Here is a 21,278-nt window from a genome sequence, read left to right on the forward strand (position 1 = left end):
TCAGCGGCGGTGCCGGCGGTCGTGCTTGTCGAAGCGGACGCGCGTGCTCAGCGCGTCGTAGCGGCGATCGAGATCGCGGCGCTCCCATTGCGTGAGCCCGTCGCGGCGGTAGCGGCCCTCCAGCGCGGCGAGCTGGCGCGACTCCGCGCGGAGGCGGCGCGCCTCGCCGCGGTTGAGCGCGCCCGAGCGGATGCCCTGGTCGATGCGCTGGTCGAGCCGCGCCTGGCGCTGGCCGATCGATTGCCACGGGGCGGCGCTGGCCATCGCCGGCACGACGACGGCGGCGAGCCCCAGCCCGGCGATCATGGTCTTGAGACGGTTCATGTCACGCTCCTCTTACTCGGCCGCGTGGCGGCCCGGTACGAAGGAGATAGGCGCGGAGCGTCGCGCAAATGTCCCGGCGCGCGCGGCAAAGTGTAACCGACTGTCGCGCCCGCGCGCGCCCCGTTCAGCTTGGACGGATCGCCGCCGGCAGCAGCGTGCGCCGCGCCGCCGCCTGCGCGTCCACCGCGGCGCGCCCGAACAGCAGGGGCAGCATGCGCCCGGCGATCCACGGCGCATATTGGTCGCGATAATGCGGCGAGCGCGGGTCGTTCGACTGGCCGGGCAGGTTGAGCATCAGCGAGCGGTCCCATGCGCCGACGTCGATCACCTGGAGGTAGCTCGCGCCGCCCTGCGTGCCCCAGTCCGCACCCTCGCCGAGCCAGCGCGCCATCACGGTGGATTCGTCGCCGCCGGCGCCCGCGCCGGCGATCGCGGGGAAGGTCGCGGCGATCGCGGGCAGCCGCGCCAGCGGGTGGCGGATCGCGACCTGGTGGAGCCGGTCCCACCGCCATGTCGCCGCGTCCGGCCCCATCAGCAGCGTGGCACGGTCCCAGGCGGCGGCGAGCGCGGCGGCGAGCAACGCGTCGCGTGCGGCGCGCGGGTCGGCGCCGAGCCGGCGGTCGGGCTGCGTGAGCAGCGCCAGCAGTACCGCCGGCGCGACCTCGGTGACCAGCCCGCGCGCGCGCGCCGGGACGATCGCCGCGAGGACGCGCTGGCCGAGTTCGCGCCACAAAATCTCGAACAACGCCGCCGCCGCGCTGTCCGCGTCGACGCGCGCATTCCATCCGCGCAGCAGCGCCGCGGCGGGCGTTCCGTTCGCCGGCAGCAGCGCGCACACAGCGCGCGCGGGCGCGGACAGTGTGTCGTGCTGGAGCGCAACGCTGTCCGCTAGCGTGTGGCGCGGCTGTGCCGCCAGCACCGCGGCGATCCGCTCGTAGCGCACAGGATCGCGGAACGATCGCGCCGGGACCTGGTCGCGCGGCCAATCGGGCGGGAGATTGTTCTGGTTGGCCGAGGCGAACCAGCCCGCCGGCGGATCGAAGACGCCGGGCAGTGCGCGATGGTCGCGATAGCCGGTCCAGTCGTAGCGGCCGTCGCCCGGCACCGGCAGCAGGCCGTCGCCGCGCCGGCGCTGCGGCACGAAGCCGATCGCCTGCCACGCGTGATGGCCGTCCACGTCGGCGTAATGGAAGTTGGTCGGCGCGGGGTGGAGCGCGAACGCCGCCTGCACGCTCGCCCAGTCGCGCGCCAGATTGAGTGCGATCATCGCGAACGCGCCGCTGCCGCCCGGCTGGAGCGCGATCGAGCCGATCGCGGTGGCGCGGCGGCGCGGCGGATCGTGGCTCACCACCGCGCCCTGGACCGAGTGGCGCAGCGTCACCCGGCGCGGCGCGGCGTCCTTGACCGGAATGGCGACGGTGCGGGTGTCGAAGCGCTTCCACGCCCCGGCGTGGCGATAGCGCTCGGGGTCGCTCGGGTGGAGCTCGAGGACGAACAGGTCTTCCTGATCGATGTGGAAGTTGGTGCGGCCGAACGCGTAGCGATCGGTGTGGCCTTGCATGATACCGGGCAGGCCGGGCGCGGCGGCGCCGATCACGTCCAGCCCCGGGGCGCTGAGATGCGCGACGTGGCGTGGCCCGAACCCGCCGAGCGCGAGATGCGGGTCGTTGGCGAGGATCGCGCGCCCCGTGGCGCTACGCGACGGCGCGATGGTCCAGGCATTGCTGCCCGCGTTGGCCGCGTCCGTGCGCGGCGCGCGCGCGGGCGGGGCAAGCCCGAACGGCAGCGCACCGAGGTTGAGCGCGGCGAGATCGGCGTCGCTCACCGCGGCGACGTCGAGCCCCTCGGGCACGCGCAGCGTGCCGGCGGGACGAAGCGGCGCCATCACCTCATCGAGCGCGAGCAGTCCCAGCGCGGCGAGCTGGGCGCGGCGCACCGCGTCGTCGACATTGCCCGCCGCGGCGCCGCGTGCGAGCACCAGGTCGCGCACGTCCCATCGCAGCGGGGTGACGCCGAGCAGGCCATATTCGAGCGGCAGCAGCGTCGCATCGGCGGTGACCTCGGCGATGCGCGCGTTGACTCCCGCGACATAGGCGCGCGCGCAGGCGAGCACGTCGGGGGGGATGCGCGCGAGTTCGGTGTCGAGATCGCCGCGATAGTGGAACAGCCGCGCGGCGGCGTCGTGCGGCACGAAGGCGGCGCCGAACGCCTCGGCGAGCCGCCCGACGTCGCGGCGGTGCGCGAGATCGATCTGGAACAGTCGGTCGCGCGCGACGACATAGCCGTGGCCGAAAAAGGCGTCCGCGATCGTCGCGGCGCGGACGTGCGGAACGCCGTATCGGTCGTCGACGATCTCGAGCGCGGCCGAGAGGCCGTCGACCGTGGCCGGGGGCGCCGGTCGTGCGGCCCGCGCCGGCGCGATCGCGAGCGTGGCGGCGGTGCCGAGCAGGAACGAGCGACGGTGGAGCATGCGACCGTCCTGCGCCGACGCGGCCACGACGGGAAGGGGGCATGCGGCGGACGCCGACCGCCCGAAGATGGCAGGGCGAGCCGCGCTCCGGCGATCGCCCAAGCCCAGAGCCGCGCCACGGCTTGTGTCGCGCCGCGATTCACGTGCCAAACCGCGCCATCCACATCCGTCACCCTCGCTGTCCTTTTTCGCGCGGCGGGGCTGGACGAGCGCGGCGCGCGCTCGCTACGCCGGGTGCGACCATCGTATAAGAGGGGCGCCCGCCATGATCCGTCGCTACGCCGCAGCCGCGCTGCTGGCCTCCACCGTTCTCGCGCCGCTCGGTGCCGCCGCGCAGGTGCCTGCGGGCAACAGCGCGCCCCAGCCGGTGCCGTTCGAGGACACCATCCCCGCGCCGCGCGACACGCCCTATCCCGGTACGATCCGCCTCACCGTCGACGCGACCGACACGACGCGCGGGATCCTCAGCGTCACCGAGACGATCCCGGTGGCGCAGCCGGGCCATCTCGTCCTGCTCTTCCCCAAGTGGCTGCCGGGCGCACACAGCCCGCGCGGCGAGATCGAGAAGCTCGCCGGGCTGATCGTCACCGCGAACGGCAAGCGCATCGAGTGGACGCGCGATCCCGTCGACGTCTTCGCCTTCCACCTCGACGTCCCCGCCGGGGCGCGCAGCGTCGAGGCGAAGTTCCAGTTCATCTCCGCCACCGCCGCCAACCAGGGCCGCGTCGCGGTGACGCCGACGATGATCTCGCTCCAGCCCAATTCGGTGAGCCTCTATCCGGCCGGCTGGTTCACCCGGCAGATCCCGATCCAGATGACGGTCAGATATCCGGACGGCTGGACCGCGGCGGGCGCGCTCAAGGCCAAAGTGACTGGCGCGACCTACGCCTATGAGACCACCAACTATGAGGTGCTGGTCGACAGCCCGATCCTTGCCGGCCGCTATGGCAAGACTTGGCCGCTCAGCCCGCGCGTCAACTTGAACGTCTTCGCCGACGATCCCGCCGAGCTCGCCGCCACGCCCGCGCAGATCGCGGGGCACCAGCGGCTCGTCGACCAGGCGGTGAAGACCTTCGGCGCGCAGCATTACGACCATTACGAGTTCCTGCTCTCGATCACCGACCAGCTCGGCGGCATCGGCCTGGAGCATCACCGCTCGAGCGAGAATGGCGTGACGCCGGGTTATTTCACCAAGTGGGACGAGGGGCCGGGCCGTCGCAACCTGCTGCCGCACGAGTTCACCCACAGCTGGGACGGCAAGTTCCGCCGCGGCGCGGACCTGTGGACCCCTGACTTCCGCACCCCGATGCGCAACTCGTTGCTGTGGGTTTACGAGGGGCAGACCCAATTCTGGGGCTATGTCCTCCAGGCGCGCTCGGGGCTGGTGAGCAAGCAGGACACGCTCGATCAATATGCCGCGATCATGGCGCTGTACGACAGCCAGCCGGCGCGGCAGTGGCGCGACCTGCTCGACACCACCAACGATCCGATCATCTCGGCGAGGCGGCCTAAGGGCTGGACCAGCTGGCAGCGCAGCGAGGATTATTACAACGAGGGGCTGCTCGTCTGGATGGATGTCGATTCGCTGCTGCGCGAGAAGTCGGGCGGTACCAAGTCGATCGACGATTTCGCGCGCGCCTTCTTCGGCGTGCGCGACGGTGACTGGGGCGAGCTGACCTACACGTTCGAGGACGTGGCCAAGACGCTCAACGGCCTCGTGGCATGGGATTGGGCCGGCTACCTCCAGCGCCGGCTGACCGAACATGCCAAGGGCGCGCCGATTGAGGGATTTGCGCGCAACGGCTATCAACTGACCTATAGCGAGACACCGACCGCCTCGTTCAAAGCGGCGGAGGCGAGCGCGCACAGCACCAACCTGACCTACTCGGGCGGAGTGGCGCTCGACTCCTCGGGCAATCTCACCAGCGTCACTTGGGGCAGCGCCGCCTTCGCCGCGGGGCTCACGGTCGGCGACCAGGTCGTCGCGGTGAACGGCGAGGCCTATTCGGCGGACAAGCTGAAGGCCGCGATCACCGCCGCCAAGGCGAGCAAAACGCCGATCCAGCTGATGGTTAAGGCCTCGAATAGATTCCGCAGTGCAGCGCTCGACTATCACGGCGGGCTGCGCTACCCGCGGTTGCAGAAGATCGGCACCGGCGACGGTGGCCTCGATCGTCTCCTGGCGCCTCGCTGACCGGCGGGGCGTTGCCGCTAGTAAGGGGAAGCGCATGCGTATCGATCTCATTCCCGTTGGCAAGGATCCGCCCGACGATCTCAACGTGGTGATCGAGGTGCCCACCGGCGGCGAGCCGGTGAAGTACGAGTTCGACAAGGCGTCCGGCGCGCTGTTCGTCGACCGCATCCTCCACACGCCGATGCGCTACCCGGCCAATTACGGCTTCGTGCCGCACACGCTCTCGCCCGACGGTGATCCGCTCGACGCGCTGGTCGTGGCGCGCTCGCCGTTCATCCCGGGCTGCGTCGTGCGCGCGCGCCCGATCGCGGTGCTCAACCTCGAGGACGAGGCCGGCGGCGACGAGAAGCTGGTCTGCGTGCCGGTGGACTCGACCTTTCCTTATTACGCCAATGTCGGCGAGAAGGACGACCTGCCCGAGATCGTCTTCCAGCAGATCGAGCACTTCTTCACCCACTACAAGGACCTGGAGAAGAAGAAGTGGGTGCGTATCGGCACCTGGGGCGGCCGCGAGGAAGCGCGCCGTATCACGCTCGAGGCGATCGCCCGCTACAATGAGGCGAAGGCCGAGGGTGAGGAGCCGCACGACCACGACGTGCCCGGCCGCGACTGAGCGGCGCGTCTTGCTAGGGAGCGGGCGTGTAGCTCGGTGAATATGACGCCGAGGTCGCGTCCGCGGCGCCGCCCCACCCCGGCCCTCCCCTGAAGGGGAGGGAGAGGAGATGGGGCGACTTCCCTCTCCCCTTCAGCGGAGGGGTCGGGGGTGGGGACCCTCCGCGTACGCATCGCTGCGACCCTCGCGCGCGCGCCCGCTATTTCGCCCCGCGCCGTCCCGCCGCCACCCCCAGCATCGCCCATTCGCGCATTGCGTCCGCGTCGTCGTGGACGTCCTCGGGCGCGCGGCGATAGTTGATCGAGGCGCTTCTGCCCGCGCGCGCGTATCGGAAGCGCTCGCAGCCGGCCGCGTCCCACGCCGCGTCGCTCGCCGCATCGGCCTTGAACCACAAGCCGCCGTCGCCCGTCACCAGCGCGAAGATCACGCCGTCGAGGTACAGCGCCGCGCCGCCCATCATGCGGTGATGCGTCACGACGCGCAGCGGCGCTATCGCCTCGGCGACCCAGTCGACCAGCCCCCGATCGAGCGTCACGTCCCCGGACCCAGCAGCTTGAGCCCGGCGATGCACGCCACGGCGCCGAGGATCAGCAGCAGCCGCAGCGGCGTCGCCGGCTCGTCGTACCACAGGATGCCGATCAGCACCGTGCCGAGCGCGCCCACCCCGGTCCACACCGCATAGGCGGTGCCCAGCGGGATCGTCCGCGCCGCGCGTTCGAGCAGCAGCATCGAGAGCGACACCGCGGCGACGAACCCCAGCGTCCAGCCGGGATGGCGGAAGCCGTCGGCGTGGCGCAGGCAGGTGGTGAACGCCACCTCGCACAGCCCGCCCGCGATCAGCCAGACCCACGCCATGTCAGCCGCGCCGGGCGAGCTTCACCAGCGCTTCCCCCTCGACCCGCTGCGTCGTCCAGGCGTCGAGCGGCACGGCGCCCTTGGCGCGATAGAAGTCGATCGCGGGCGTGTTCCAGTCGAGCACGGTCCATTCGAACCGTGCGCAGCCGCGATCGAGCGCGACGCCGGCGAGCGCGCGCAGCAGGGCCGCGCCCGCGCCGCTGCCGCGCGCCTCGGGAGTGACGTAGAGGTCCTCGAGCCACAGTCCGCGCTTGCCGGTCCAGGTCGAGTAGGTGAAGAAGTAGAGCGCAAAGCCGACCGGCGCGCCGTCGCGCTCGGCGATCAGCGCCTCGGCCGCGGGAGAGGCGCCGAACAGCGCCTCCGCCATCATCGGCTCGGTCGCCTCGACCGCATCGGGCTCGCGCTCATAGGCGGCGAGCTCGCGCACGAAGCGCAGCATGACGGGGACGTCGGCGGGGGCGGCGGGACGGATCGAAACGGTCATGCCGCTCCCTCTAGCGCAGCCGCCGGCGTCGCGCGACGCCGCGCCGCATAGAGGCACGCCGCGATGATGATCGCCGCGCCCGCCAGCGTGGTGGTGGCGACGCGCTCGCCGAAGAACGCCCAGCCGAGCAGCGCGGCATAGACGAAGGATGTATATTCGGTCGTCGCGAGAAAGCCGGTCTCGCCGTGCGCATAGGCCCAGCCGAGCAGGAACAGCGAGCCGGTGGCGAGCCCCGCCGCCACTGCGATCTGCCACCAATGCGCCACTGGCGGCACCGTCGCCAGCCAGGGTGCGGCGAGCGCGAGCAGCGCGGCGAGCACCGCCGACTGGACGAAGGCGATCTCGCGCGCGTCGGCGACCTGGCTCTGCAGTCGCGCGACGACGAGGTTGCTCGCATAGAGCACCGCCGAGGTCAGGATCGCGGCGGCACCGTGCAGTCCCTCAGGCCCGAGCGCGAGCCGCGCATGTCCGGCGAGGATCACGCCGACGCCCGCGAGCGCAACGAGCGAGGCCGCGACCACGCGCGTGCCGACGCGCTCGTGCAGGAACAGCGCGCCGAGCAGCAGCGCGAGCAGCGGGGCGACGTAGGTCAGCGCGATCGCCTGCGCCATCGGCACGCGCGCCAGCCCCCAGAAGAACAGCAGCGCCATTGCGGTGGTGATGGCGCCGCGCAGCACGTGCAGCCGCAGCGCGCGGGCGGTAGGCCGCCGGCCGCCGCCGAGCCGCCACACCGCGCCGCCGATCAGCGCGGCGACCAGCGCGCGCCAGAGCAGCGCGTTGTAGACGCCGAGCGCGAGCGTCAGCGCCTTCATGAACGCGTCCATGATCGAGAACAGCCCGATCCCCGCCGCCGCGACCGCGAAGGCAAGCGCGGGCGAGAGCGCGCGCGCGGCGGTCAACGGATCAGGCGCACGTCGATGCCGAGCGCGGGATCGATTGCGGCCAGGCGCCGGTCGCCGGTGAGGACGGGCAGACCATGACGCTGCCCCAGCGCAAGGCAAGCGCGATCGTCCAGCGACGCGCCGATCGCTCGCGTCGACGTCCGCAGCCGCGCCGCCGCGAGCGCGTCGTCGAGGTCGAACGGCATCCCCTCGACGTCGTAGCCGTGGATGATCTCCAGCCCCTGCTCCACCGTCGCCTGACGCTCGACGCCGCGCGCGCAGCATTCCGACACGTTCACCGCCGACATCAGGCTTCGCCGGACCACCGCGAGCCCCGGCTCCGCGCCGGAACGCCCAGCATCAAGGCCATAATGGCTGACGCGTCGACGACGCCCCTCACTCCTCACCCCAGTCGAACTCTCGACGCAGATCCGCGGGGATGACGATCTTGCCGCCCGCGATCACCTTCGCATGATAGGTCATGTCGGGCCCTTCAGGACCTGACCTATAGCATCGGGCCTATTCCGCCGCGAGCGCCGCCGCCGCGTCGCGCGCCTCGATCTCGGCTGCCTTCGCCTCGACCAGCCGGACGATATGCTCGACCATGTCGGCGTCCTGGACGTGATGGTCGGTCACGCCGGAGAGATACACCATGTGGCGCCCATTGCCGCCGCCGGTGATCCCTATATCGGTCTCGCGCGCCTCGCCCGGGCCGTTGACGACGCAGCCGAGCACGCTCAGCGACATCGGCGTGCGGATATGCTGGAGCCGCTCCTCCAGCGTCTGCACCGTGCGGATCACGTCGAAGCCCTGCCGCGCGCAACTGGGGCAGCTCACCACGCGCACCCCGCGGTTGCGGATGCCGAGCGCCTTGAGGATCTCGAAGCCGACGCGCACCTCTTCCTCGGGCTCGGCCGAGAGCGAGACGCGGATCGTGTCGCCGATACCGAACCACAGCAGCGATCCCATGCCGATCGACGACTTGACGGTGCCGCCGATCAGCCCGCCCGCCTCGGTGATGCCGAGATGGAGCGGGCAGTCGACCGCGTCCGCCAGCTGCTGATAGGCCGCCACCGCGAGGAACACGTCGGACGCCTTCACCGCCACCTTATATTCGTGGTAGTCGTGGTCCTGGAGCAGCTTGATATGGTCGAGCGCGCTCTCGACCAGCGCCTCGGGGCAGGGCTCGCCATATTTCTCGAGCAGGTCCTTCTCGAGGCTGCCCGCGTTGACGCCGATGCGGATCGCGCAGCCATTGGCCTTGGCGGCGCGCACCACCTCGGCGACGCGCTCGGACGAGCCGATATTGCCCGGGTTGATCCGCAGGCATGCCGCGCCCGCATCCGCGGCCTCCAGCGCGCGCTTGTAGTGGAAGTGGATGTCCGCGACGATCGGCACCTTGGCGGCGCGCACGATCTGGCGCAGCGCATTGGTCGAGGCGACGTCGGGGCAGCTGACGCGGACGATGTCGGCGCCGGCGTCCTCGCAGCGGCGGATCTGGTCGACCGTGGCGCGCACGTCCTCGGTCGGCGTGTTGGTCATCGTCTGCACGGTGACCGGCGCGCCGCCGCCGACGGGAACGTTGCCGACCATGATCTGGCGGCTCTCTCGGCGCGTGATGTCGCGCCACGGACGAATGGACATGGCGCCTCATATACATGCGCGACGTGACGGTTGGAAGGCGGCGGCTTGCGCGCTCGCGCGCGGAACGGCGCCACCCCGACCCCCTTCGATCGCGACTCTTCTACGAAACCCTTGGTCATCGCGGCCTTGAGCCGGGATCCACGTCGCCGCGCGCGCAACGCTTGTGGTCTGTGCGGGACGATGGCTCCCGGGTCGAGCCCGGGACGAGGGCGCCTCGCCGAGCGACCTTTCGGGTCCGGATCAGTGGCTCCCGGCTCGAGGCCGGGATGACGGCAGGTGAGGAGCGCTCCGGTAGACGTGTACAGTTGCCGGCGCATCGGGGGCGGCGATTTGCTCGCTTTCGCGGGAGGAGAGCCGGCGTGGGGCGTCGCTCGCGCCTGAACCTCGCCCCCACCTCGCGTAACCGCGGCGTTGATGCTACGCCGCGCCGCGATGCAGCGGCACTATGGCCTCGACTGGCTCCGCATCGGCGCCTTCGCGATCCTCATTCTCTATCATGTCGGCATGGTGTTCGTGCCATGGGATTTCCACGCCAAGCTGGCGGGGGCATGGTGGGTGGCGGTGCCGATGATGGCGTCCAACCCGTGGCGGCTGGCGCTGCTGTTCGTCGTCTCGGGCTATGCCAGCCGCGCGCTGATGCTTCGCAACAAGAAGCCGTGGCGCTTCGCGCGCCAGCGCTCGCTGCGGCTGCTCGTGCCGCTCGCCTTCGGCGTGGCGGTGATCGTGCCGGTCCAGCCCTGGGTCGAACTGTCCGAGAAGCTCGGCTATCCGCACGGCTTCTGGCACTTCTACTGGCACGATTACTGGCGTTTCGCGCTGCTCGGCCCGATCGCGCTGCCGACGTGGAACCACCTGTGGTTCGTCGGCTATCTCTGGGTGTACACGCTCGCGCTGGCGCTCGCGGCGGGCGTGCTGCCGGCGCGCGTCACCGCCGCCACGCAGCGCGCCTTCGCCTGGACGATGCGCGGGCCGGCCCTGCTGGCGCTGCCGATCGCCTGGATGGTGCTGGTGAACTTCGTGCTCTTCCCGGGCGCGCGCGAGACTCACGCGCTGGTCGACGATTGGGTCGCGCACGCCAGCTATTTCCCCGCCTTCCTGTTCGGCTACGCGCTCGCCTGTGCGCCCCGCACGCTGGCCGCGTTCGTGCGCCAGTGGAAGGCGTCGGCCGCGCTCGCGCTCGCCGCCTATGCGGTCGTCGCCGGGATCGAGATCCGCTGGCCGGGCAACACCATGCCCTATCCTTGGGGCGAGACCTTCGCGATCGCGCGCGCGGTGGAGGGCTGGACGGCGGTGGCGGCGTTGATCGGTTATGCCGACGGCCACTGGAATCGCGACCAGCGCTGGCGGCCGATGCTGACCGAGGCGGTGTTCCCGTTCTATCTCGTGCACCAGTCGATCATCGTGCTGGCGGCCTATGCGCTGCGACCGCTCGCGCTGCCGGGCGGGGCCGCGTTCGCGCTGCTGGTGGCGGCGACGGTGGCGGGATGCTGGAGCTTCTACCTGGCGGGGCGCGCGATCGGGCCGCTGCGCCCGTTGATCGGGCTGCGCCGGCACGTCTCGCGCCGCACCCATGTCGACCCGCGGCCGCCGCTGATGTGAGAAAGGCGCGGTAGCGGCGGGTGCGGTTCGCCACCCGCGCCGGGCGCGCATAGACGTCCTACCGCGCCTTCTCTCCTGCAGGAGGGGAGCGACTCTCCCTGGAAAGGAGGGAGGGTATCGTCCAGTCCCCGAAATTGCCCGCGCGGTAGCAGCGTGATCGCGACGCGGCGTTTGCCCGAATCCTGCGGGCTGTCAGCGATCATCGGCTCGCGGTCGGCCACCCCCTCGATCCCGTTGAAGCGCGCCTTGGGCAGGCCCGCCAGCGCGAGCCGGCGGCGCGTCGCCTCCATGCGAGGGGAGCATCTACTAGTTGACTGCCGGATAGTGAATAGAAATCTTCAGTCTCGGTATGAAGGCTGTTTATGTCCAAACTGATTACAACGCCTAAAAACAAAAAAAATGCAAATCAAGTAGTGGATATCTAATAAATAACTAATGAGATTGTTAGAACTGTATATAACCTCCATGCGTCTGACGCAATTGTAGAGGAGATTAAAAGTGAAAAGGTGCTTGGTTGCGATGAGCTCGTTGTCTTTGGCTCTTATCGCAAGTCCTTTATATGCTTCGCCGGCTCCTCCAGTAACTTCAGTTCGCGTCATTAACGTGCAATCTGAAAATGGCGGAAGTGAGAGTGAATCGTCAAATGCATCTAGCACTGCAAACGATCACGGCCGTTCGTTTATTGAAGTAACCGTTCTAGAGATTGGTCAGGCAACGTGGAGGAATGCGACATTCTCACAGGGCCTGCCGTCGTCTGCAAATGCACGTGACCAGCTTGTGTGTGGAAGTTCGGACCAGCCTACGACTTGCCTTGTAGGTGAGGATAGTATTGGATCTAAGCAACTATGGCGCTTCGATCCGGCAGTCATCACCGGGAGTGCCAATCCCTCTGGTTCGTTCAGATACGAAGCTGGGGGTAACGGCGGCAGTGCTAGCACACAATATTACATTAAGTAGCTAGATGGGCAAATGCGTGGGTGCAGTCGAAAAATATTTCACCCACGCTAACCAGTTAAATCATTCTATTGTTCTTCTTATGATATAAGCTAATAAACTTAACGGTGTCATCGATCTTCGACACTATGTCCGCCCTGGCCACCGATTTGGCAAACGCCCGGCTGTCTGCTAGGCATTTTAGGTGATCAAATGGTTGGTCCGCGCTGGTAACATAGGGAGGCAAGATATCGTCGCTGAGTTCGGGCATTTGCTCCGGATCTATACCGTGATTAACGATGAAATCGCTGCAAATTGTCGTGACTTGCTTCTGGCTAAGTCTTGTAAAATCGTATTTTCCTGGGGAAAGTCCTTGGGATCTACTGATCGCCGCTGCTTCTCGAGCAAATCGATCGGCATTGTCTAGCTGCGCGCGCGTCATCGTGCCATGCGCCCGCTTGACCTTGTCCAAGATCGCCGGGGTATCTGTCGCATACGTCCCCGACATGGTCGCGGTGTCAGAGGAGTCTGCTGTTCTCGATAGCGGCGTGGATCGTGCCAACGCTGTAATTGTTGCCAGAAAGGGCGAGGCGGGCCTTATCATAGCGGATGTTTTCCCTGCTACTGTAGGTCCGTTTATTATAGATCGCTCTTCCGGATCGGCGCTTCGACGTCATCGACGCGGTGGCACGTCTCAGCGCAACCGCGACGCGGTTAGGGGATCGCTTCCTCACTCCCCGAAAGTGCCCGCGCGGTACAGCAGGGTGATCGCAACGCGGCGGTTGCGCGGGTCCTGCGGGTTGTCCGCGATCATCGGCTCGCGGTCCGCCACGCCCTCGATCCGGTTGAAGCGCGCCTCGGGCAGCCCCGCCAGCGCGAGCCGGCGGCGCGTCGCCTCGGCGCGACCCGAGGACAGCATCCAGTTGTTCATCGCGCGCGGATCGCCGAAGGCGAGGCTGTCGGTATGCCCGCGCACCATGATCGGATTGGGCATGTCCTTGATCCCGCGCGCCACCAGCCCGATCAGCTCGGACGCTTCCGACTCCAGCGCGGTGGTGCCGAGCGCAAACATCGAATAGTCCGCGTCGTCCACCAGATCGATCCGCAGCCCCTGCGGCGTCATCGTGAAGCGGATGTGCTTGGCCAGCCGCGCCAGCGCCTTGGTCTCGGCGATGCGCTTCATCACCTCGTCGCGCAGCTTCTGGAAGTTCTTCACGTCCTCCTTGGCCGCCTGCGACGCGCTGCGGAGCGAGCCCTTCGTGCCGAAGCCTTTGACCTCGCCCTGGTTCGTCACGGTCACCACCGCGAGCGAGCGGATCGACGACATGCCCGCCTTCGGCCCCATCTTGGTCTCCGAGGTGATCGACTCGCCGCCGAACAGCCCGTTGCCGCCGATGCCGACGCGCTTCTTGTCGATCAGCGTCGGTGCGAAATAGTCGGCGATGCCCTTGCGCTGCTTCTCGGTGGTGGCGCCGAGCAGCCAGAGCAGCAGGAAGAACGCCATCATCGCGGTGACGAAGTCGGCATAGGCGACCTTCCACGCGCCACCGTGGTGGCCGCCGCCGCCTTCGATATAGATCTTCTTGTAGATGATCTTCGGCGGAACGTTCGCGCCGTGCGGGGCCTTGGCCATGGCTCAGTCGCTCCCCGCCTTACTTGCCGCGCAGGCCGTCGAACACCTCGGCGAAGCCGGGCTGGTTCTTGTGGTCGATCCCCGAGCGCGCCGCCTCGATCACCAGCGGCTGCGGGTGGCCGTGCAGCGAGGCGATGATGATCTGCTTGACGACATGGTAGATCGCGCCGTCGGCCGAGATCACCTGCTGGAGCCGGCTGGCGAGCGGATTGACGATACCATAAGCGAGCAGCACGCCCATGAAGGTGCCGACCAGCGCCGAACCGATCATCCCGCCGAGCACCGACGGCGGCTTGTCGATCGAACCCATCGTCTTCACGATGCCGAGCACCGCGGCGACGATGCCGAGCGCGGGCAGCGCGTCCGCGAGGCTCTGCAGCGTATGGTGGGGGCTCTCGACCTCATGGTGGTGGGTCTTGATCGCATTGTCCATCACGTCCTCGACCGCGTGAACGTCGAGCGTGCCCGACGACACCACGACCAGGCGCAGCGTGTCCGCGATCAGGTTCACCAGCGTGTGGTCCTTGAGCAGCTTGGGATATTCGGCGAAGACCGCGGACGACTTGGGATCCTCGACGTGCGGCTCGAGCGCGATCGGGCCCTCCATGCGCAGCATCTTCATCAGCTTCGACACCAGGAAGATGACGTCGAGATAATCCTGCTTCTTGTACTTGGGGCCTTTGAAGACCTTGGCGATGCCGCCGCCCATCGCCTTGAGTTCCTTGCCCGAGTTGCCGATGATCAGCGCGCCGGCGGCGGCGCCGCCGATGATCAGCATCTCGTGCGGGATGGCGTGGAACACCGGGCCGAGCGCACCGCCGGTGATGGCGAAGCCGCCGAACACCATCGCCAGAAGGACTACCAGGCCGATACCCGCGAACATGCGATTCCCCGAAAGACAGAAGTCTGAGCCGGGTGGTTAACCGGGGAGCGGTGGAGAAGTGGTTACCAAGACACGGGTTTGCCGCCCCGGATCGACGAGGGCGGCGGAGCGTGGCGCCGCGGCCACGGCGCCCGCGCGGGTCAGCTGGAGCCGAGCACGTTGATGCTGAACGCGATCACGCCCAGGTTGAAGACGAATCCGGCGAGACACTGGCCCAGCACCACGCGGCGCACCGCCGCCGCCGATATCGTCACGTCGGAGGTCTGGAAGGTCATGCCCAGCGTGTAGCTGAAATAGAGGAAGTCCCAATAGTCCGGCGCGGCGGTGCCGGGAAAGTCGATCCCCTTGGAGTCGCCGCCCGCTTTGGCCGGCATGTAGAACAGATGCGCGTAGTGCAGCGCATAGACCATGTTCGAGAACAGCCACGCCAGCACCAAGGTGCCGATCACCAGCAGCTTGCCTATGCCGCTCTCATTGCCCTTGAGCTCCGATTCGACCGCGACCAGGATCGCCAGCGTCACCGCGCCGGTGACCGCGAGCAGCAGCGCGCGATTGGCGTCGTTGGCGCGCGAGGCGCGGCGCATCTGCGCCGGGGTGTCGTGGCGGAACAGCGGCACCATCGAGACGAGGAAGACGACAGCGGCGCCGTCGAATGCGACCATCACGCCGCGCCCCTTGCCGAGGTGCGGGATCGCGCCGGCGAGCGCGCCGGCGAACACCAGCACGAACAGCACGAAGCGTGGCGGTGCGAGGCGGCGCCCGATGCCCCACCAGCGCGGTGGAAGCGGGTGGGCCGCGGAGTCGCGGGTTGGGTCGGTGGACATGCGCCAATTGGCTAGCGCTCGCGCGACCGCTCGCCTAGATACGCCGACCCATCATGAGCCGTATCCAGTCACCCGCCCGTGTCCGCGGCACCCAGGACATCTTCCGCGGCGAGCAGCGCCGCTTCGCGCGCGTACTCGACGGGTTCGATCGCGTGCGCCGCCTGTACTGTTTCGAGAGGGTCGAGATACCCGTGTTCGAGGACACGCAGGTGTTCGCGCGCTCGATCGGCGAGACCACCGACGTCGTCTCCAAGGAGATGTACTCCTTCCCCGACCGAAGCGGCGACATGCTGACGCTGCGCCCCGAGTTCACCGCGGGGATCGCGCGCGCCTATATCAGCAACGGCTGGCAGCAATATGCGCCGCTCAAGCTGGTCACCTCGGGCGCGGTGTTCCGCTACGAGCGGCCGCAGAAGGGGCGCTATCGCCAGTTCCACCAGATCGACGCCGAGATTCTCGGCGCGCCCGAGCCCGCCGCCGATGTCGAACTGCTGACGCTGGCCGACCAGCTGCTCCACGAGCTCGGCATCGCCGAGGGCGTCACGCTCAAGCTCAACACGCTCGGCGACGCGGAGACGCGCGAGGCGTGGCGCGCCGCGCTGGTGGCGCATTTCGCGGCGCATCGCGGCGAGCTGAGCGAGGACAGCCTGACGCGGCTCGACAAGAACCCGCTGCGCATCCTCGATTCGAAGGACCCCCGCGACCGCCCGGTCGCCGACAGCGCGCCCGACATCGACGCCTATCTCACCGCGGCGGCGCGTGCCTTCTTCGACGCGGTGACCGCCGGGCTCGATGCCGCCGGGGTGCGCTGGGAGCGCGACGCACGGCTGGTGCGCGGGCTCGATTATTATCGTCACACCGCGTTCGAGTTCGTCACCGACCGGCTCGGGGCGCAGGGTACGGTGCTGGCGGGCGGGCGCTACGACGGGCTGGTCGAGAGCCTTGGCGGCCCCGCGACCGCGGGCGTGGGCTGGGCCGCGGGGATTGAGCGGCTCGCGATGTTGCTCGAGGAACCCGCGGCGGAGCGGCCTGACGTGGTGCTGGTGGTCGAGGACGAGCGCGCCGCCGGCGCGGCGAGCGCGGCGCTGGCGCGGCTGCGGCGCGGCGGCATCGCCGCCGAGCTGGTCGCGACGGGTTCGCCGAAGAAGCGCTACGACAAGGCGCTCAAGCTGGAGCCGGCGGAGACGTTGGTGTTCGCGCACGACGGTGAGGCGGTGACGACGCGCGCGCGGCTGCTGCGCGGCGAGGTGGCGCGCGCGGCGGAGGCGTTGGCGTGAGGGCGGTCTCCATCCTCCTCGTGCCGGGAGGGATTGTTCGCCGCGTGGCGACGTGTGGCCGCTCGTCCACGTCGCGCCGGGCTGCTCCCGGCATCCGCGTCGCAATGGCCGCCGCATGACCGCGATCTCGCTCGACCGTATCCGGCAGATCGAGGCGCGGCGCGACGAGCTCGCCGCGATGATGGCGAGCGGCGCGCTGGAGGGCGAGCGCTTCGTCCAGATCTCGAAGGAATATGCCGAGCTTGAGCCGGTCGCGCTCGCCGCGGGCGAGGTGCGCCGCCTGCGCCAGGAGGCGGAGAGCCTCGCGGTGATGACCGAGGACGCCGACGCCGAGCTGCGCGCGATGGCGGAGGAGGAGTTGCGCGACAATCGCGCCGCGCTCGCCGACGCCGACCGGCGGCTCGCGCTCGCGCTGCTGCCGCGCGACGCCGCCGACCAGCGCTCGGCGATGCTGGAGTTGCGGGCCGGCACCGGCGGCGACGAGGCGGCGCTGTTCGCGGGGGACCTGTTCCGCATGTACCAGCGCTATGCCGAGCGGCAGGGCTGGCGCGTCGAACTGATCTCCGCCTCGGACAGCGACGCCGGGGGCTACAAGGAGGTGGTCGCCAGTGTCACCGGCGCGGGCGTGTTTGCGCGGCTCAAGTTCGAGAGCGGGGTGCACCGCGTCCAGCGCGTGCCCGTCACCGAGAGCGGCGGGCGCATCCACACCTCGGCGGCGACGGTCGCGGTGCTGCCCGAGGCGGAGGAGGTCGACGTCCAGATCGACGAGGCCAAGGACCTGCGCATCGACGTCTATCGTTCGTCGGGCCCGGGCGGCCAGTCGGTCAACACCACCGACAGCGCGGTACGGATCACCCACCTGCCGACCGGGCTGGTGGTGATCCAGCAGGACGAGAAGTCGCAGCACAAGAACAAGGCCAAGGCGCTCAAGGTGCTGCGCACGCGGCTGTACGAGGCGGAGCGCGAGCGGCTGGCGAGCGAGCGCTCGGGGACGCGCAAGGCGATGGTCGGCTCGGGCGATCGCTCCGAACGCATCCGCACCTACAATTTCCCGCAAGGGCGCGTGACCGACCACCGCATCAACCTCACGCTCCACCGTCTGCCCGAAATCCTTCAGGGCGAGATGGACGAGCTGATCGGCGCGCTGATCGCGGAGGACGAGGCCGAGCGGCTGGCGACGCTGGATGCGGCCTAGCGTCAGACGGCACGGCACGCGCTCGCCTCGCCTCGGCTCTAGGGCGCGCGTCGTCGGAGCGTTCCGCTCGAGGCACATCCGGTGGCAGCTCACGCGAAGACGCGACGACGCGAAGATGTTGTTATGCGGAGGCGCGGAGGCGCGGAGGCGCGGAGCAAGGGCGGGCGCGGTGGCGTACGCTCTACACAGAGGGATAAGGGTGGAAGCGCTGCCGGCGGAGGCAGACGCTCGCTCTTTGCGCCTGCGCGCCTTCACGTGAACATCTTCCTCCTGCGTCGCGTCTTCGCGTCGTCGCGTGAACCGGTCCCCGTGTTCCTGCGCGCGCAGGAGCACGGCGTGGCGAGGAAGCGCCCATGACCGCCGCCCGCCACGCGCTTCGCGACGCCGCCGCGCGTTTCGCATTCTCCGACACCGCGCGGCTCGATGCCGAGCTGCTGCTCGCGCACGCGCTCGGCATCACGCGCGAGCGGCTGCTGCTGACGCTCGACGACTGGACGGCGCCGGCAAGTTTCGCCGCGCTGGTGGAGCGCCGCGCGCAGCAGGAGCCGGTCGCCTATATCACCGGCACGCGCGCCTTCTGGACGATCGAGCTCGGGGTTGCTCCCGGCGCCCTGATCCCGCGGCCCGACAGCGAAACGCTGCTCGAGGCCGCGCTTGCGCACTTCGGCGAAGCCGCTCCGGCGCGCGTGCTCGACCTCGGCACGGGGCCGGGCACGCTGCTGCTCGCGGCGCTGGCCGAGTGGCCGCACGCCACCGGGCTTGGCGTCGACCGCTCGGAGGCGGCGCTCGCGCAGGCGCGGGCCAATGCCGTGGCGCTCGGCGTTGCGGCGCGCGCCGCTTTCGCCCCGGGCGACTGGGGCGCGGGGCTGCGCGAGCGCTTCGATCTGGTGCTGGCCAACCCGCCCTATGTCGCGCAGGACGCGGTGTTGCCCGACGAGGTGCGCCACTATGAGCCAGCAAGCGCCTTGTTCGCAGGAGCGGACGGGCTCGACGACTATCGCGGGATCGCGCCGCAGCTCGGCGCGTTGCTCGCGCCCGGCGGTGTCGCCTGCGTCGAGATCGGCGCCGACCAGGGGGAGAGCGCGGCAGCGCTGTTCCGCGTCGCCGGGCTGGCGGTACGGGTGCGGCAGGACCTCGCCGGGCGCGACCGCTGTCTCGTCGTCACGGCTTGATTCGCTGCCGGCGCGTCCCCATATTTTGCTTTGAGAACGCATGCCGAGCCGTTACAGACTGCGTCGGGGCACGCGAACTCAACGACATTTGTTGTGTTGGATGGGCGCAATGGCCCTCCCTTCGTCATCAGCCGCTGCAGTCCGGCGGCATGGCAGGCCTGCGGTGCCCGGCACGCGCGGCGCCGGGGAACGACTGCAACCCGTGTAGCGGGAGCAAGTGCCGGTTTTGGTTCCAGGACGAGGACAGTGATTTGATCAACAACCGTCAGAACGGTCGCCGTCGCGGCCGTGGTGGTGGCCAGCAGCGTCAGGGTGGCGGCGGCCAGGGGCAGCGTGACAGCGGCAATCGGATCGACAGCCGCGCGCGCGGCAACGCGGCCCAGCTGCACGAAAAATATCGCAACATGGCGCGCGACGCGCAGATGGCGGGCGATCGGGTTAATACCGAATATTACCTCCAGTTCGCGGACCATTATTTCCGGGTGCTCGCCGATCAGCGCGGCCGCTCCGACGATCAGCCGTATCAGCGCCGTCCGCGGGACGATTTCGACGCGTTCGACGACGGCGATGACTTCGGCGACGAGGGTGAGCCGATCCGCGCGGAGGAGCAGCAGCGCGTCAGCGAGGCCGAGCCGCGGCGTGAGCGCGAGGGTAACCGCCGCGATGAGGGCCGCCGTGAAGAGGGCCGACGCGATGACGGCCGTCGCGAGGAGTCGCGCCGTGACGGTGATGGCCGCCGCGATGCGCGCGAGCCGGGCGAGCCGCGCCGGGACAGTCGTCGCGAGGAGCGTCGTCCGCAGCGTGAAGCAGCCGAGGCGGTCGATGTCGCGCCGCGCGAGAGCGCCGCGCCGGCGAACGATGTCGCGGTGAGCGAGGGCGAGGAGGCCGCGCCGCGTCGCCGCCGCGGGCGCAAGCCGCGCGACGAGGCGGCGGTCGACGCCGCCGCGGTGCCCGCCGCCGCTAGCGAGGCGGAGCGCGAGCCCGAGCTCGGTATCGATCGGCTGCCGCCGGCGCTCGGCGCCGCGATCGAGTCGGTCGAGGGCGACGAGCCCGTCGCCAAGCCGCGTCGCCGCCGCGTTCGTGCCGCCGCGGAGGCCTCGCCGGCCGAGTGAGCGCCACGCAACGGTGAGACATCGGGAAGGGTCGGTATCCGTGAGGATGCCGGCCCTTCTTGCGTTACGGCGCGCGATCGAAGCGGAGCGCGGCGTGTCCGCGCCAGGTTGAAGATGACCGGGGCGGCGGCATCTCGCACGGGGGCCGCCACAGGTCATGAGGATGCGCAGGACGGCTTTTTCCGGCGCGATGCGGTGACGATCGGGAGGCGCCATCGCGCGAGCGCCCTCATCGCGCCACCGCGCCTTTCCCCAGATCCGGCGTTGCGCCGTTCCGTCTGCGTGTGAACGCCGTCCTACTCCGTCGCTTGCATTGCTCCGCGAAGAGAGGATGATGCGCCGCGGAGCCGTCACCCGCGTCGGTGCCGCCCGACGGAGGAGAGGGTCATGACCATCGCTGCCATCCTGCGCGGCAAGGGCGCCGATATCGTCGTCGCCAGCCCTGATATCACGGTCGCTGATGCGCTCACGCTGCTCGCGGAGCATCGCATCGGCGCGCTGCCGGTGGTGGCGGATGGCGCGGTACACGGCATGTTCTCCGAACGCGATGTCGTGCGGCTGCTCGCCGGCGGGGATAGCGGTGTGCTCCAGGCCCGCGTCGTCGAGGTGATGACCGCACCTGCGCTGACGGCCGCGCCGAGCGATCCCGTGCTCGCCGCGCTGTCGCTGATGACGCAGCGACGTATCCGTCACCTCCCGGTGGTCGACGCGGGGACGTTGTGCGGGATCGTGTCAATCGGCGACCTCGTCAAATATCGCATCGAGCGGATCGAGGCGGAGGCCGCAGCGATGCGCGACTATATCCAGCAGGTGTGATCGCGCGTGCGGAGGAGGCCGGGCGACTCGCCGCGTGCTGGCTGATCCGGTGATTCGCCGCGCGCGCTGGCCGGTGCGGGTCGAGAAAAGCGCGGTTTTCTGCGGGTTTGGCGCGAGACCGACATAAAATTGCAAAAAGTGTTTGACCGGTGCGAGAGTGGTCCATATATGCCGCTTCACCGGACGGAGGGTGCTGCTGAGGCGGTGCTTCTGGGTCGGTCGCCAGATAGGATGGACACTGTTCTCCCCGATTGAAGGATGGGGGAGGGTGTGGTGTCCGGTTTCTTCGTCGGCGGCTCTTTGACATTGTAGGTTAAGATGAAGGGACATGTGGACGGTGGTCTGCGGGTCTGGCGCATTCAAGGTGCG

At 69.2% G+C, this 21,278-nt stretch carries 21 protein-coding genes; 9 read left to right on the forward strand and 12 right to left on the reverse strand.

Features of this window, described 5'->3' with window-relative positions:
* Together ACMGDM_RS08125 and ACMGDM_RS08130 are read right to left on the reverse strand one after the other, a co-directional pair.
* On the reverse strand, positions 1-324 hold the full coding sequence (locus tag ACMGDM_RS08125; protein ID WP_436803573.1) for a hypothetical protein: 324 nt from the start codon (positions 322-324) through the stop codon (positions 1-3).
* A 124-nt stretch (positions 325-448) separates the two neighbouring features.
* Positions 449-2,794, reverse strand: a complete 2,346-nt coding sequence (locus ACMGDM_RS08130; RefSeq protein ID WP_436803574.1) for a penicillin acylase family protein — start codon at positions 2,792-2,794, stop codon at positions 449-451.
* Positions 2,795-3,059: 265 nt separating this feature from the next.
* On the opposite strand from ACMGDM_RS08130, the gene ACMGDM_RS08135 reads away from it, so the two are divergent.
* Together ACMGDM_RS08135 and ppa are read left to right on the forward strand one after the other, a co-directional pair.
* Complete coding sequence (locus ACMGDM_RS08135) at positions 3,060-4,988, forward strand: M61 family metallopeptidase (protein WP_436803575.1); 1,929 nt, start codon at positions 3,060-3,062, stop codon at positions 4,986-4,988.
* Between the two features lie 34 nt (positions 4,989-5,022).
* Complete coding sequence (ppa, locus tag ACMGDM_RS08140) at positions 5,023-5,601, forward strand: inorganic diphosphatase (protein WP_132908226.1); 579 nt, start codon at positions 5,023-5,025, stop codon at positions 5,599-5,601.
* Between the two features lie 199 nt (positions 5,602-5,800).
* On the opposite strand, the gene ACMGDM_RS08145 is transcribed toward ppa, so the two are convergent.
* From ACMGDM_RS08145 to ispG, 6 genes are all read right to left on the reverse strand, one after another.
* Positions 5,801-6,136: a TfoX/Sxy family protein gene (locus tag ACMGDM_RS08145; RefSeq protein WP_436803576.1), complete on the reverse strand. Its 336-nt coding sequence runs from the start codon at positions 6,134-6,136 to the stop codon at positions 5,801-5,803.
* A complete protein-coding gene (locus tag ACMGDM_RS08150; RefSeq protein ID WP_436803577.1) occupies positions 6,133-6,456 on the reverse strand; it encodes a DMT family transporter in 324 nt (107 codons plus the stop codon). The genes ACMGDM_RS08145 and ACMGDM_RS08150 overlap by 4 nt, the downstream gene beginning before the upstream one ends.
* A gap of 1 nt (position 6,457) precedes the next feature.
* A complete protein-coding gene (locus ACMGDM_RS08155) occupies positions 6,458-6,940 on the reverse strand; it encodes a GNAT family N-acetyltransferase (RefSeq protein ID WP_436803578.1) in 483 nt (160 codons plus the stop codon).
* The gene (locus ACMGDM_RS08160) at positions 6,937-7,839 is read right to left on the reverse strand and encodes a DMT family transporter (RefSeq protein ID WP_436803579.1); all 903 of its coding nucleotides are present in this window, start codon (positions 7,837-7,839) and stop codon (positions 6,937-6,939) included. Before ACMGDM_RS08160 ends, ACMGDM_RS08155 begins: the two co-directional genes overlap by 4 nt.
* Positions 7,836-8,129 carry a PIN domain-containing protein gene (locus ACMGDM_RS08165; RefSeq protein WP_436803580.1) on the reverse strand — a complete coding sequence of 98 codons (294 nt, stop codon included), beginning with the start codon at positions 8,127-8,129 and terminating at the stop codon, positions 7,836-7,838. Before ACMGDM_RS08165 ends, ACMGDM_RS08160 begins: the two co-directional genes overlap by 4 nt.
* Positions 8,130-8,340: 211 nt before the next feature.
* Entirely contained in the window at positions 8,341-9,465 is a 1,125-nt protein-coding gene (ispG, locus tag ACMGDM_RS08170; protein WP_436803581.1) for a flavodoxin-dependent (E)-4-hydroxy-3-methylbut-2-enyl-diphosphate synthase, read from the reverse strand.
* A gap of 414 nt (positions 9,466-9,879) precedes the next feature.
* Here ispG and ACMGDM_RS08175 point away from each other — a divergent pair, with 414 nt between their 5' ends.
* A complete protein-coding gene (locus tag ACMGDM_RS08175) occupies positions 9,880-11,064 on the forward strand; it encodes an acyltransferase family protein (RefSeq protein ID WP_436803582.1) in 1,185 nt (394 codons plus the stop codon).
* Positions 11,065-11,583: 519 nt separating this feature from the next.
* A complete protein-coding gene (locus ACMGDM_RS08180) occupies positions 11,584-12,021 on the forward strand; it encodes a DUF4879 domain-containing protein (RefSeq protein ID WP_436803583.1) in 438 nt (145 codons plus the stop codon).
* Positions 12,022-12,076: 55 nt separating this feature from the next.
* Here ACMGDM_RS08180 and ACMGDM_RS08185 read toward each other — a convergent pair whose 3' ends face one another.
* The 4 genes from ACMGDM_RS08185 to ACMGDM_RS08200 form a co-directional block, all read right to left on the reverse strand.
* Positions 12,077-12,469, reverse strand: coding sequence for a hypothetical protein (locus ACMGDM_RS08185; RefSeq protein ID WP_436803584.1), 393 nt, complete (start codon positions 12,467-12,469; stop codon positions 12,077-12,079).
* A 258-nt stretch (positions 12,470-12,727) separates the two neighbouring features.
* A complete protein-coding gene (locus ACMGDM_RS08190) occupies positions 12,728-13,630 on the reverse strand; it encodes a flagellar motor protein MotB (protein WP_436803585.1) in 903 nt (300 codons plus the stop codon).
* 19 nt (positions 13,631-13,649) lie between these two features.
* The gene (motA, locus tag ACMGDM_RS08195) at positions 13,650-14,513 is read right to left on the reverse strand and encodes a flagellar motor stator protein MotA (protein ID WP_436803586.1); all 864 of its coding nucleotides are present in this window, start codon (positions 14,511-14,513) and stop codon (positions 13,650-13,652) included.
* 140 nt (positions 14,514-14,653) lie between these two features.
* Positions 14,654-15,337: a DUF1345 domain-containing protein gene (locus ACMGDM_RS08200; RefSeq protein WP_436803587.1), complete on the reverse strand. Its 684-nt coding sequence runs from the start codon at positions 15,335-15,337 to the stop codon at positions 14,654-14,656.
* Between the two features lie 53 nt (positions 15,338-15,390).
* Between ACMGDM_RS08200 and hisS the strand changes: the two genes are divergently transcribed.
* From hisS to ACMGDM_RS08225, 5 genes are all read left to right on the forward strand, one after another.
* Positions 15,391-16,614: a histidine--tRNA ligase gene (gene hisS / locus ACMGDM_RS08205; RefSeq protein WP_436803588.1), complete on the forward strand. Its 1,224-nt coding sequence runs from the start codon at positions 15,391-15,393 to the stop codon at positions 16,612-16,614.
* Between the two features lie 115 nt (positions 16,615-16,729).
* Complete coding sequence (prfA, locus tag ACMGDM_RS08210; protein WP_436803589.1) at positions 16,730-17,809, forward strand: peptide chain release factor 1; 1,080 nt, start codon at positions 16,730-16,732, stop codon at positions 17,807-17,809.
* Positions 17,810-18,162: 353 nt separating this feature from the next.
* Positions 18,163-18,981, forward strand: a complete 819-nt coding sequence (gene prmC, locus ACMGDM_RS08215) for a peptide chain release factor N(5)-glutamine methyltransferase (RefSeq protein ID WP_436803590.1) — start codon at positions 18,163-18,165, stop codon at positions 18,979-18,981.
* Between the two features lie 251 nt (positions 18,982-19,232).
* On the forward strand, positions 19,233-20,093 hold the full coding sequence (locus ACMGDM_RS08220; RefSeq protein ID WP_436803591.1) for a DUF4167 domain-containing protein: 861 nt from the start codon (positions 19,233-19,235) through the stop codon (positions 20,091-20,093).
* A 387-nt stretch (positions 20,094-20,480) separates the two neighbouring features.
* Positions 20,481-20,909, forward strand: coding sequence for a CBS domain-containing protein (locus ACMGDM_RS08225; protein ID WP_436803592.1), 429 nt, complete (start codon positions 20,481-20,483; stop codon positions 20,907-20,909).
* The last annotated feature ends 369 nt before the right edge of the window (positions 20,910-21,278 follow it).

The sequence above is a fragment of the Sphingomonas larreae genome (genome assembly GCF_051400595.1).
Classification (GTDB): domain Bacteria; phylum Pseudomonadota; class Alphaproteobacteria; order Sphingomonadales; family Sphingomonadaceae; genus Sphingomonas.